The sequence below is a fragment of the Tenacibaculum sp. SM2510 genome (genome assembly GCF_057002845.1).
The window spans coordinates 113,414-126,644 of the sequence record NZ_CP192703.1; the positions used below are offsets into that span (position 1 = coordinate 113,414).

Sequence of the window (13,231 nt, forward strand, 5' to 3'; positions counted from 1 at the left end):
GCAGCTACGTTAACTTACACAGGTTTACCAGCAGGAAGTTATGATATAACAGGAACAGGAACCAATGGATGTACTACTATGATAACGGTTGTTATCAATGAGAATCCAGATTTAGTTCTTACACCAAGTGTAGTAGATTTTGCATGTACAACAGATAATGACACGAATAATGCGATTGTAAGTGTAACAGCAATAGGCGGATCAAGTACTTATGTGCGTTATGTATTTGTTTACGATAACGGAACTGTAGCGGTAGGTGATGATATCACTCAAGACAGTTCAAATTCAAGTTTTGCCGTAACCAATGAAGCAGGCGGAAGTATAGCGATTACGGTTTACGACGATAATGGTTGTAGTGAAGTAACTACGCAAGCAGTAGCGGCGTTTAACGGATTAAGCAATGCAGATTACGCAGTAACCAAAGCGGTAGATTGTAGAGCTTTACCATTAGGAGGCGCAGAATTAGATATCACCTTTGATTCTAGTGTAAGTGCTATTACAGCCGATGTTGTAATAACAGGAGCTGCAGGGTATACAGATACACAAAGTGGCGTATCCCCAGTAAGTTTTACGGGAGTACCAGCTGATACATATACAGTAACAATTACAAACCCATCAACAGGTTGTGTATTAACAACAAGTATTTTAGTAGAAGCTGAGCCAACATTCGAGTTAATTGTAGCTAATATTCAGAGAGCATGTTTCAATGATACAGGAAGTATTGATTTAAGTTTTAACCCTACTTCACCATATACTGGTAACTATAGTTATGAGGTATTTAATGTTGGAGGGGTAACAACTAGTATAACAGGAACAGCAAATGGAAGTGCAGTTACTACAATTAGTGGTTTAGCAGCAGGTAATTATTATATAGCTATTGATATGGGCGTAAATGCTCCATATTGTACAGCACAATCTAATGATTTCGAGATAGAACAGCCTACTACGGATTTAACGTTATCAGAAGAATTAACGTATGTAAAATGTACACCTACCGATTCAGGAGAAGTTAGTTTAACAGCAGCTGGTGGTTGGGGAAGTTATGAATATGAATTAGTAAACAACACAACAGCAAGTACTGTTCAAGCTTTTGATAATAATTCTGTAATTACAGGTTTAACAGCAGGGGATTATACTGCAACAGTAAGAGATGCTAATAATTGTACAGAAATAATTACGTTCACATTAGAGGCAGGTATACCAATAACGGGTACTTATACAGTAACACCTAATGTATGTACTGGTGAAAGTATGGCAACTATTTCAGTTGATGCGGTAGGTGGTCAACTACAAGCGGGAACTCCGTTAGTAACATATAGTTATATACTAGAGTATCCTAACGGAACAAGAACTACAAGTCAGTCATCAAATTCATTCTCTAATTTACCAGCAGGTATTGGATATTATGTTTTAGTGGCAGATGGTTATTCTTGTGATGCTAGAGTAGGTCCTATAGATATTGTAGATCCTACAGAGGTAGTAGCAAATGCTGATATTATAGCAGCTATTACTTGCGATCCTACACGGAATGAGGCAATCGTAGAAGTTTCTGGATCAGGAGGAACAGGCCCTTATGAGTTTAGTATGGACGGTATTAATTTTGTATCAGCAAATACAGTTCCAAATCATAGGTTTAATCTTGCAGCAGGGGAATATCAACTGTACGTAAGAGATAGTGAGTTCTGTATTTCAGATCCAACAACAGTAACAATTAATTCATATACAGATGTAACAGCTACATTAAATACTTCATCAGCATTTATTACTTGTAATGGAGATGCTAATGCGGTGCTATCGGCAAATGCACAAAACGGATTTGGTAATTATGAATATCAATTATTAGATGAAAATGATGTAGAAATTAGAACATGGCAAACAGATAATTCATTCACTAATTTAGATATAGGAACTTATAAAATTAATGTAAGAAGTACCAATACTGCAGGTGATATTTGTTATGCAATAACAAGTGAGTACACCATTTCTCAACCATTAGCATTAACAGGTACTGCTGTAGCAACGCAAAACGTAACATGTTTTGGAGGGAATACAGGTATTATTACAGCACAAGGTTTTGACGGTAATGGAGGTTACGAATACAATTTAATCTCTGTACCAGCAAATCCGTTGTATCCAGCAGATAAGTATGTAACAAATGGTGTTTTCGAAAATTTAGCAGCAGGTACTTATTATATAAATATAAAAGATGTTACAGGTTGTACTATTTTACCAGCTATTGAAGTTGAAATTATAGAGCCAGATGCATTACAAATAAACTTAGTTAGTGTTGTAGAGCAAACATGTTATGATGATCCTTCTCCAGCAATTACTGTGGATGTACAAGGAGGTACACAACCTTACTTTATTAGTATTAATAATGTTGAAATAGCAACACCTTATAATAGTAATACAATTACATTAGGAGCAGCTGAAGGTATTGAAGATGATACGGTGTATGTAATTAGTGTGAGAGATAGCGGTGGTGGTTGTCCTTCACAAGCTTTAAATGCCATTACTACAGCTGAAGCTATAGACCTAGAATTGACAGTAGATTGGGAGTATACATGTCCTACAGGAAATATTATTGTAGCAATTGTTGCTGATCAATATAAGAATAACATGTCTTATACGTTATATGATCAAGGAGGCAACCCTGTTGCAACAAATACTACAGGAGAATTTGTTGATGTTGCTGCTGGTAACGGTTATACGGTTACAGCCACAAACACAACATCGTCTTGTACTCAAAGTTCAAGTGATCCTATTGATATATTAGATATTCAAGCGTTAACAATGACAATTGATGATTCTCAAAAGAATTTATTAATAGCAAATGTAGATTTTGGTTTACCACCATATAACTTTACAGTTGATGGAGTAGATTACGGAGAGGAAAATGAATTTCAAATATTACAAACTAAAGACTATACAATCACAGTAACAGATGCTAGAGGTTGTGAGGTAACATTAGTAGTAAGAGGAGTTTATGTAACAATTACAGTGTTAAATTTATTTACACCTGATGGTGACGGAGTAAACGATTTCTGGTATCCTTTAGAGGTTGAATCATACCATAATTTAAGAGTGTTTATTTTTGATAGATATGCTCGTGAAATAACTAAGTTTAGAGGCGTACAACAAGGATGGGATGGTATGTACGAAGGAAAACCTTTACCTGCAGGAGATTACTGGTATACTATTTATTATGATGAACTATCAGGAGAAGAGAAAAAATTAATGGGACACTTTACATTATATAGATAAGAATGAGAAAGATATTAATAACACTAAGTATCCTAATTTGTAGTGCCAAATTAGTAGCTCAAGAGATAAATTTACCTCAATATATAAGTCACATGGCCGATAATCCTTTTTTAATATCGCCTAGTTATGCTGGTATTGGAACAGGGTTACAAATTAGATTAAATGGGGTAAGCCAATGGATTGGTGTTGACGGCGCGCCAGATACACAATCATTAGTGGTAGAAGCTCGTTTAGCAGATCGTTTTGGAGGTGGTATCACTATTTTTAATGATAAAAATGGATTTACTTCTCAAAAGGGAGTAAAGTTATCGCTGGCAAGCCATTTAACATTAAGTAATTTTCATGATAGTTTTTTATCATTTGGATTGAGTTATAATTTTGTTCAATTTGGTATTGATACCTCTGAGAATAACTCAGGTGAAAATGTTACAAATAGATCACAAACAAGCTCTAATTTTGACGTAGGTATGTTATATCGTTACGAACGATTTAGTATTAGTGTAAATGCAAATAATCTTTTAAATAAAAAAGTAGAAAACTTTTCAACCAACGAACCAGAAGCTTTGCGAAGGTTTACATTATATACCTCGTATGTATTGGCAAGAATTAGTAATATGATAGAAATAGAACCTTCTATTTTTGTTGAATACTACGAAGCTGATAAAAGATCGAGAACCGATATGAATGTTAAAGTAAGAAAAGGGATTAATGACGGTTATGTTTGGGCAGGTTTAAGTTATACCTTCTTAAATGATCAATTTTTTGTACCTAATGCAATTGCGCCATTAATTGGAATAAAAAAAGAAAAACTATATATGTCTTACGGTTTTAGTGTTGATTTAAATAAAACACAAGATTTTAATTATGGTACACACATGATTACCCTTGGTTTTGATTATGAAAGAAGGCCTAGTTTAGCACGTTGTACTCAGAAAATGATGATTTTTTAAAAAAAACAAAATAATATTATGGAATCCTCAAGCTAAAACTTGAGGATTTTCTTTTTCTTTGCAGTAATGGAAAACAAGAATAAAATTTCAACAAATCTTAATAAATTTATCAGCAGTACTGGGTTTTGTTCTCGGAGAGATGCCGAAAAATTTATAGCAGCAGGTAGAGTAACCATTAATAAAAATGTTGCTCAATTAGGTAATAGAGTTTTTGAAGGAGATAAAGTACATATAGATGGGCGTTTATTAGAGGCAAAACCTACAACACTATACATAGCATTAAACAAACCAGTAGGTATTGTTTCTACGACAGATAGTAAAGAAAAAAAGAACATTGTAAAATTTGTAGGCCACCCAGAAAGGTTATTTCCTATTGGGCGTTTAGATAAACCCTCTGAAGGTTTAATATTTTTAACAAATGATGGCGATATCGTTAATAAAATTTTACGAGCAGGAAACAATCACGAAAAAGAATATATTGTTACGGTTGATAAACAAATAACAGATGACTTTATCACAAGAATGGGTAATGGAATTCCCATTTTAGGAACGGTAACTCAAAAGTGTAAGGTTAAAAAAATAAATGATTTTACATTTCAAATTATTTTAACCCAAGGTTTAAATCGTCAAATACGTAGAATGTGTGAATATTTAGAATACGAAGTAACGAAGTTAAAACGTGAACGTATTATGAATGTTTCTTTAGATAAACTAAAACCTGGCGATTGGCGGGAATTAACAGCTGATGAGATGAAGGAAATCAATGAAATGATTTCGAGTTCTTCTAAAACAGAAGAAGCATCTACAGTTGTTGAGAAAAAAAAGCCAAAACAACCAAGAAAGGAAGAAGTAAAAAAGCAAGATGATTTTAATAAAAAAAGTGCTGCTTTTAGAAAAAACTCACCCAAAACAAAAAGAAATTCTAATCAGAAATTTGGACGTAAACGTAAATAATAACTTGTAATAAAGAATGTTACTGAAAGTAAAAAACAAGTAACAGCAAACCACTTACTAATTATTATAATTTTATTTACTTTTCCAATTCTTAAATAAGCGTATCTTTGCCACTTATGCAATTCGACTTAAAAACAACCGACCCAAAAAGTAAAGCACGAGCTGGTGTTATTACAACCGATCATGGAACAATTGAAACTCCAATATTCATGCCTGTAGGTACCGTAGGTACTGTAAAAGGTGTGCATCAATCAGAGTTAAAAAACGAGATCAATCCAGATATTATTTTAGGAAACACCTATCACTTATACCTACGCCCAAAATTAGAAACTTTAGAAGCCGCAGGAGGTTTACATAAGTTTATGAATTGGGATCGTAATATTTTAACCGACAGTGGTGGATACCAAGTGTATTCGCTTTCAGGAAGAAGAAAAATTAACGAAGAAGGTGTTAAGTTTAAAAGTCATATTGACGGTTCTACACATTTCTTTACACCAGAAAATGTGATGGAAACACAACGTACTATTGGTGCTGATATTATTATGGCGTTTGATGAATGTACCCCGTATCCTTGTGATTATAATTACGCAAAACGCTCTATGCATATGACGCATAGATGGTTGAAAAGATGTGTAAATCATTTAGAAAAATTACCTTTTAAATACGGGCACGAACAAACGTTTTTTCCTATTGTACAAGGAAGTACTTATAAAGATTTAAGACAGCAATCTGCTGAATATATTGCATCTGTAGGCGCACAAGGAAATGCTATTGGTGGGCTTTCAGTTGGGGAGCCAGCAGAAGAGTTATACGCAATGACGGAAATAGTTACGGCTATTTTACCAGAAGATAAGCCTCGTTATTTAATGGGAGTAGGAACACCTATTAATATTTTAGAGAATATAGCATTAGGAATTGATATGTTTGATTGTGTAATGCCAACACGTAATGCACGTAACGGTATGTTATTTACAGCATACGGATCTATAAATATCAAGAACAAAAAGTGGGAGCAAGATTTTTCTCCTATCGATGAAATGGGAATTACTTGGGTAGATACCATGTATTCGAAAGCGTATTTACGTCACCTTTTTGCAGCAAAAGAAATGTTAGGTAAACAAATAGCTTCTATTCATAACTTAGGGTTCTATTTATGGTTAACAAGAGAAGCAAGAAAACACATTTTAGCAGGAGACTTTACAGCGTGGAAAGACAAAATGGTAAAACAAATGGACAATCGTTTATAAAAAACTAGTTTTTGAAAATACTTGATTGGTACATATTAAAGCGTTATTTAGTAACATTTTTGTTTACTTTATTAATATTAATACCCATAGCGGTAGCTATTGATATTGCAGAAAAGATAGATAAATTTTTACGTCATGAAAATTTAACTTTTTTTGAAGTAGCAAATGATTATTACAAAAATTTTATTATTTATTATGCAAATACATTTATGCCTTTGGCATTATTTATTGGTGTAATTTTATTTACCTCACGATTAGCAAATAACACAGAAATTGTAGCTATAAATGGGTCTCAAGTATCATTTACTCGCTTTTTATACCCTTATTTTATAGGGGCTACTATTGTTTGTTTAGTAGCTTTATCTATGAATCACTTTTTCGTACCTACAAGTAGTAAAACTAGAAAAGCATTTGAAAAAGAGTATTTAAGTAAAAAAAAATATACAGATCATTCAGTTAAGGAATTTAGCTTACAATTAAATGACAGTACCTATGTATATCTTCAACGTTTTGATTTAAAAAGAAACTCGGGGTATAATTTTTCTACAGAAATTTATGAAGGAATTCAATTAAAACAGCAGTTAACAGCAGCTAATATTAATTGGAAAGAAAAAGACAGTACTTTTAAGCTTTATAATTGGAAAATAAGAAAAGTATTTAAAGACAGAGACAGTATATTTTCAGGAACTTCTTTAGACACGACTTTTGCTTTTACACCTAAAGATTTTAATTACAAAAATATTTTAGCACAAGAAATGAGATCTCCCGAATTGATTAAATTTATAGAGATTTCTAAAAGTAGAGGTGCTAAAAACTTAAATGTTTATTTGGTAGAGCTTTATAAACGAACCAGCTTACCGGTTGCCTGTTATATTTTAACTTTAATAGCAGTTGCATTAGCCTATAAGAAGAGAAGAGGAGGAATTGGTTTAAACTTAGCTTTAGGTATTTCAATAATGTTTGTTTACGTATTCTTTTTAAAAGTAGCAGAAGTATTAGGAGGTGTGGCTGGGGCAAATGCTTTGCTGAATGTTTGGGTACCTAATATGGTTTTTGGTACATATGCAATTTATTTATATATAAATGGAAGGAAATAAATTAAGAAATTACCTACACCTACACTTTATCGTTTTCATTTGGGGTTTTACAGCAATACTAGGTGCGTTAATATCTATAGATGCTATTCCATTAGTTTGGTTTAGAATGTCACTTGCAGTAGTGTTTATAGCTATTTATTTTCTTATCCGTAGAAAGTCATTTAAAGTTGATAAAATAGGTTTGTTAAAATTTGCGTTATCAGGTATAATTATAGCATTGCATTGGATTACTTTTTTTAAGGCTATAAAAGTATCTAATGTATCAGTAGCTTTGGTAACCATGAGTACTGGCGCTTTTTTTGCATCATTAATTGAACCTATTTTTTTTAAAAGAAGAATAAAAGCAATAGAAATTTTATTAGGTATATTGGTAATTGCAGGGCTATATATTATTTTTAATTTTCAAAGCCAATATACATTAGGAATTGTTTATGCATTAATATCTGCTTTTTTATCAGCATTATTTGCTGTTTTAAACGGACTGTTCATTAAAAAATACAATGCAAATATCATCTCATTTTATCAACTAATGTTTGGTGCTTTAGGTATTACTTTATACTTACTTTTTACACAGAAATTCTCAATAGCATTCTTTCAAATATCAGCAAATGATTGGTTGTATCTAATTATATTAAGTAGTTTTTGTACAGCCTATGCTTTTATAGCATCTGTTCAGGTAATGAAATACTTAACACCATACACCGTAATGCTAACTATAAATTTAGAGCCTGTGTACGCTATTATTTTGGCGTTGATTATATTTGGAGAAAAAGAACAAATGAGCACTGAGTTTTATTACGGTGCATTTATCGTACTTTTTGTAGTTTTATTAAATGGTGTTTTAAAAAACTCAGGCTTAATAAAAAGTAAATTCAGTAAAAAATAGTATTTTTAAAAAGAGTAAAAAGCTAAAATTTACAATTTTTTAGTATGTTTGCCCTTACAAACGACTAATATAAAATCAAACTATATAATGGAATATTTAGATTTTGAATTGCCAATAAAAGAATTAGAAGATCAATTGGCAAAATGTTTTGATATAGGAAAAGAAAGTGATGTTGATGTTACAGCAACTTGTAATAAAATTGAAAAAAAATTAGAGAAAGCTAAAAAAGATATATACAAAAATTTAACCCCTTGGCAGCGTGTACAATTATCACGTCATCCAAACCGTCCATACACATTAGATTATATCAATGCTATTTGTGGGAATACTTTTATGGAGTTACATGGTGATCGTAATGTAAAAGATGATAAAGCTATGATTGGTGGTTTAGGTAAAATAGGTGATCAATCGTTTATGTTTATCGGTCAACAAAAAGGGTATAATACTAAAACACGTCAGTACCGTAATTTTGGTATGGCTAACCCAGAAGGGTATCGTAAAGCTTTGCGTTTAATGAAAATGGCAGAGAAGTTTGGTATTCCTGTAGTTACATTGGTAGATACACCGGGGGCATACCCAGGTTTAGAAGCTGAAGAACGTGGGCAAGGAGAAGCAATTGCTCGTAATATTCTTGAGATGACACGTCTTAAAACACCTATTATAACAATTATTATTGGTGAAGGTGCCTCAGGAGGAGCTATTGGTATTGGTGTAGGAGATAAAGTATATATGATGGAAAATACATGGTACACGGTAATTTCACCAGAATCATGTTCTTCTATTTTATGGCGTAGTTGGGAGTATAAAGAGCAAGCAGCTGCAGCTTTAAAGCTTACAGGTGATGATATGAAGCGATTAAAATTAATTGACGGAATTATTGAAGAACCTTTAGGTGGAGCACACGCTAACAGAGAAGGTGCTTTTAAAGCAGTACAAGAACAAATTATAACTGCTTTTGATGAATTAAAAGACTTAAATGATACTGATTTAGTAACCCAACGTATGGATAAATATGCCAACATGGGTGTTTACAAAGAGTAATCATATTACATATTTCATAAAAAACCTCGTCTTTAAGACGAGGTTTTTTTATGTGAAATTTATTAACTTCGGCTAAAACTAAATAGTATGATGGGAGATACACAAACAATAACATTTTTAGAGGACACTTTTGACAGCCATCCAAACTGTTTTAATGGATGGAGTGAAGATTATGCGCAAACAATTGTAAAAAAAGCTTTAAAAGAGCTTAATTATGAAAGTGAAGAAGTTGTTTTTACAAAGTATGCTTGTAAAGCTATTGATGAAGATAATTGGAGAACTAAAGTGTGTTACTTAGAAACAGAACAACCAGGTTTTTTCTATATTATGAGAGATATGGTCGATCATATTAATGTGATTTATAATAGATGGGATTAATAAATGAGCACATACCCTAATAAAAAAACAACCAAATTTGGTTGCTTTTTTATTAGGGTATATTTAAATATTTATGTGTTTGTAAAGAAACGCGCCATTTCGGATTTTTCATTACATAATCTACAATTAAAGGGGTCATTTGTTCTTTTTTACTCCATTCTGGTTGTAAAAAGAGCTGACATTTTTTGCCAACCTTTTCAGCTTGTTCTTCGGCGAATTGAAAATCATTTTTATTATGGATAATCATTTTCAACTCGTCAGCCTCTTTATAACATTCCTTGGTAGGTAGTTTTGTTTTTTTAGGAGATAAACAAAACCAATCCCAAACACCAGAAAAAGCATAGGCTCCGGAAGTTTCAATATGTGTTTTCATTCCTTTATCCTGAAGTTCTTTGGTAATGTAATCTAAACTCCACATTAACGGTTCTCCACCAGTAATTACTACAGTTTTAGCCCATTTTTGAGCATTGGTAACAATTATATCTGTTTTTGTTGGTGGATGTAAATTTGCATCCCAACTTTCTTTCACATCACACCAATGGCAACCAACATCACAACCACCTATTCTAATAAAATAAGCAGCAGTACCTGTATGAGACCCTTCACCTTGAATTGTATAAAACTCTTCCATTAACGGAAGCATTTCACCTTTATCTATTAATTCTTGTACTTCTTTTTTCAACATAAGGATGCAAAGATAGTCAACATTAAAATTTTATGGATGATTTTTGTTACTTTTACGTGTTTTATCAATAAAAAGAATCACAACAATATGAGTAAACCCGAAGAGTTTTTTAAATATATAAACGAAGGCTATAAAAGCAAAGGAGATTTTATCACTTTAGGTGCTGGTATGTTGGGTGAAGAGACCATAACAAATGCATTGGTAAATATTCCGTTAAAAACGTTAAACCGTCATGGTTTAATTGCAGGAGCAACAGGTACAGGTAAAACAAAAACATTGCAGGTGCTGGCAGAAAACATGTCTGACAAAGGAATTCCTGTATTGTTAATGGATGTAAAAGGTGATTTAAGCGGATTGGCACAACCTAGCCCTGGACACGCAAAAATAGATGAGCGTCATAAAAAAATAGGTATTCCCTTTAACGCAACAAAGTTTCCGATAGAGATTTTATCAATATCAGAACAAAACGGAGTGCGTTTACGAGCAACGGTATCTGAATTTGGTCCGGTTTTATTATCGCGTATTTTAGATTTAACAGACACGCAATCGGGAATTGTAGCAATTATATTTAAATATTGCGATGATCATAAATTACCATTATTAGATTTAAAAGATTTTAAGAAAATTCTTCAATTTGTAACAAATGAAGGAAAAGTAGAAATTCAGGCCGAATATGGTCGAATTTCTACTGCAAGTACCGGAGCAATTCTTAGAAAAATTGTAGAGATAGAGCAACAAGGCGGTGATTTATTTTTTGGAGAGAAATCATTTGAAGTAGATGATTTAACACGTATTGATGAAAACGGACGTGGTTTAATATCTGTTTTAAGATTAACAGATATTCAGGATAAGCCAAAATTGTTTTCAACGTTTATGATGCAGTTATTAGCAGAAGTATATGAATCATTTCCAGAACAAGGAGATAGCGACAGACCTGAATTAATTATTTTTATTGATGAAGCGCATTTAGTTTTTGAAGAAGCATCAAAAGCATTGTTAAATCAAATAGAAAGTATCGTAAAATTAATTCGATCGAAAGGAATCGGTTTGTACTTTGTAACGCAAAATCCTAAAGATGTGCCAGAAGATGTTTTAGCGCAATTGGGAATGAAAATTCAGCATGCTTTACGAGCATTTACAGCAAAAGACAGAAAAGCTATTAAGTTAGCGGCAGAAAATTATCCGGATTCTGATTATTATGATACAAAAGAAGTTTTAACACAATTAGGAATAGGAGAGGCACTAGTATCTGTTTTAAATGAAAAAGGAATTCCTACTCCGTTAGCAAGAACTATGCTTCGTGCTCCGATGAGTAGAATGGATGTGCTTACAGAAAAGGAAATAAAGCAGGTTTTAGATAATTCGAGATTAATACCAAAGTATAACGATACTGTGGATAGAGAAAGTGCTTACGAGTTACTAAATGAGAAAATTGAAAAAATAAATAAGGAGAAAACAGTAGAGGCGCTTAAAGAAGAAACGGCTAAAACAAGCAGAAGGTCTTCATCAACAAAAAGTAGGAGTACACGACAAAATCCTCTAATAAAAGTATTAACGAGCGCTACATTTATTCGCAGTGTATTTGGTATTTTAAAAAAAGTATTAAAGTAAAACAAAAAGTAGATAAAAACATTATCAATAATCAGAAACCAATAAATAAATGAAAAATTTAATTAAACCTTTAATAATCGCTTTAATATCAGTTGTGTTTATACAATGCGGAAATAGTAAATATGATGTTTCTAAAGGAAAAGTAGGTAAGTTAACGACAAAGACAACAATGCAAGAAGTTGATGGAATTTTTAAAAACGATTCTGTTGTAAAAATATTAAGTGAAGGAGCTAAAGGAAATAACTTTTATCAAGAAGATGATAAATATGTAATTTTCGAAAAAGGAGGGAAGCATTTATTAACGATTGTACCAAATGAACAATTAGATTCTTTATCAACAATAAAAAGTATTGAGATTTTTGACAATCGTTTTAAGACCAAATCTGGTTTAAATATAAACTCTTCATTTCAAGAAATTAATGCTAATAATACAATTAGTAAAGTAGAATCATCTTTTCTATCAGCAACCCTATTTATAGACGATTTAAATGCAACAATAGCACTAGATAAAGAAGATTTAGGTTTAAAAGATTTTAGTACACAAAAAGTAAGTATAGATCAAATTCCTGATTTAGCGAAAATAAAATCATTAACTATTTGGTTTAACTAAAACATACCAAAAGTCGAAACAAACGTTTCGACTTTTAATTTTTATATTATGAGTAAAAAATATACAATTCAAAGAAAACCATTTGTTTTTCCAACTACAGATGGGAAATTAATTGAAGAGCATTTTGGAAATGCAACAGATAAAAACAAAAAAGTAAGCATAGCGCATATGGTTGCGCCAGTTGGCTGGAGTGAGCCTTTTCAAACGCCAGAATTTGAAGAGTACACGTATATTATAAAAGGTAAAAAGCAATTTATAATTAATGATGAAACAATTGTTTTAGAAGCAGGAGAATCGATTAAAATAGAAAAAGGAGTACGAGTTCAATACTCAAATCCGTTTAACCAACCTTGTGAGTATTTAGCTGTTTGTATGCCTGCTTTTTCTATTGATTTGGTAAATAGAGAATAGGTTTAGGCGTAAAAAACATCATTACATCCTGTAAATAAATATTTTAAACCTTGCGTCATTCTGAATTTATTTCAGAATCATATTCAATTTAGAGAAC

12 protein-coding genes (1 of these 12 only partly in view) are annotated in these 13,231 nt (G+C 32.1%); 11 read left to right on the top strand and 1 reads right to left on the bottom strand.

The window, feature by feature from the left end; genetic code table 11:
* From ACQ629_RS00420 to ACQ629_RS00455, 8 genes are all read left to right on the top strand, one after another.
* A protein-coding gene (locus ACQ629_RS00420) for a T9SS type B sorting domain-containing protein (RefSeq protein WP_483705855.1) crosses the window boundary here: on the top strand, positions 1-3,264 show its end. 25,002 nt of this gene lie to the left of the window's left edge; 3,264 of the gene's 28,266 nt are visible here — the last part of the coding sequence; its start codon lies beyond the left edge, outside the window; it ends in the stop codon at positions 3,262-3,264.
* A 2-nt stretch (positions 3,265-3,266) separates the two neighbouring features.
* Positions 3,267-4,214, top strand: coding sequence for a PorP/SprF family type IX secretion system membrane protein (locus ACQ629_RS00425; protein WP_483705857.1), 948 nt, complete (start codon positions 3,267-3,269; stop codon positions 4,212-4,214).
* A gap of 66 nt (positions 4,215-4,280) precedes the next feature.
* Positions 4,281-5,168: a 23S rRNA pseudouridine(2604) synthase RluF gene (gene rluF, locus ACQ629_RS00430; protein ID WP_483705859.1), complete on the top strand. Its 888-nt coding sequence runs from the start codon at positions 4,281-4,283 to the stop codon at positions 5,166-5,168.
* Between the two features lie 116 nt (positions 5,169-5,284).
* A complete protein-coding gene (tgt, locus tag ACQ629_RS00435) occupies positions 5,285-6,415 on the top strand; it encodes a tRNA guanosine(34) transglycosylase Tgt (protein ID WP_483705861.1) in 1,131 nt (376 codons plus the stop codon).
* Between the two features lie 11 nt (positions 6,416-6,426).
* Positions 6,427-7,512 carry an LptF/LptG family permease gene (locus ACQ629_RS00440; protein ID WP_483705863.1) on the top strand — a complete coding sequence of 362 codons (1,086 nt, stop codon included), beginning with the start codon at positions 6,427-6,429 and terminating at the stop codon, positions 7,510-7,512.
* Entirely contained in the window at positions 7,499-8,398 is a 900-nt protein-coding gene (locus ACQ629_RS00445; RefSeq protein ID WP_483705865.1) for a DMT family transporter, read from the top strand. The genes ACQ629_RS00440 and ACQ629_RS00445 overlap by 14 nt, the downstream gene beginning before the upstream one ends.
* A gap of 87 nt (positions 8,399-8,485) precedes the next feature.
* Positions 8,486-9,439, top strand: coding sequence for an acetyl-CoA carboxylase carboxyltransferase subunit alpha (locus ACQ629_RS00450; RefSeq protein WP_483705867.1), 954 nt, complete (start codon positions 8,486-8,488; stop codon positions 9,437-9,439).
* 87 nt (positions 9,440-9,526) lie between these two features.
* Positions 9,527-9,817, top strand: a complete 291-nt coding sequence (locus ACQ629_RS00455; protein ID WP_483705869.1) for a hypothetical protein — start codon at positions 9,527-9,529, stop codon at positions 9,815-9,817.
* Between the two features lie 52 nt (positions 9,818-9,869).
* Here ACQ629_RS00455 and ACQ629_RS00460 read toward each other — a convergent pair whose 3' ends face one another.
* A complete protein-coding gene (locus ACQ629_RS00460; protein ID WP_483705871.1) occupies positions 9,870-10,502 on the bottom strand; it encodes a 7-carboxy-7-deazaguanine synthase QueE in 633 nt (210 codons plus the stop codon).
* 87 nt (positions 10,503-10,589) lie between these two features.
* On the opposite strand from ACQ629_RS00460, the gene ACQ629_RS00465 reads away from it, so the two are divergent.
* Genes ACQ629_RS00465 through ACQ629_RS00475 form a run of 3 tightly spaced genes read left to right on the top strand, consistent with a single transcriptional unit; the run spans position 10,590 to position 13,134 of the window.
* Entirely contained in the window at positions 10,590-12,113 is a 1,524-nt protein-coding gene (locus ACQ629_RS00465; protein WP_483705873.1) for a helicase HerA-like domain-containing protein, read from the top strand.
* Between the two features lie 49 nt (positions 12,114-12,162).
* Positions 12,163-12,723 carry a hypothetical protein gene (locus ACQ629_RS00470; RefSeq protein WP_483705875.1) on the top strand — a complete coding sequence of 187 codons (561 nt, stop codon included), beginning with the start codon at positions 12,163-12,165 and terminating at the stop codon, positions 12,721-12,723.
* A 48-nt stretch (positions 12,724-12,771) separates the two neighbouring features.
* Positions 12,772-13,134, top strand: coding sequence for a cupin domain-containing protein (locus ACQ629_RS00475; protein ID WP_483705878.1), 363 nt, complete (start codon positions 12,772-12,774; stop codon positions 13,132-13,134).
* The last annotated feature ends 97 nt before the right edge of the window (positions 13,135-13,231 follow it).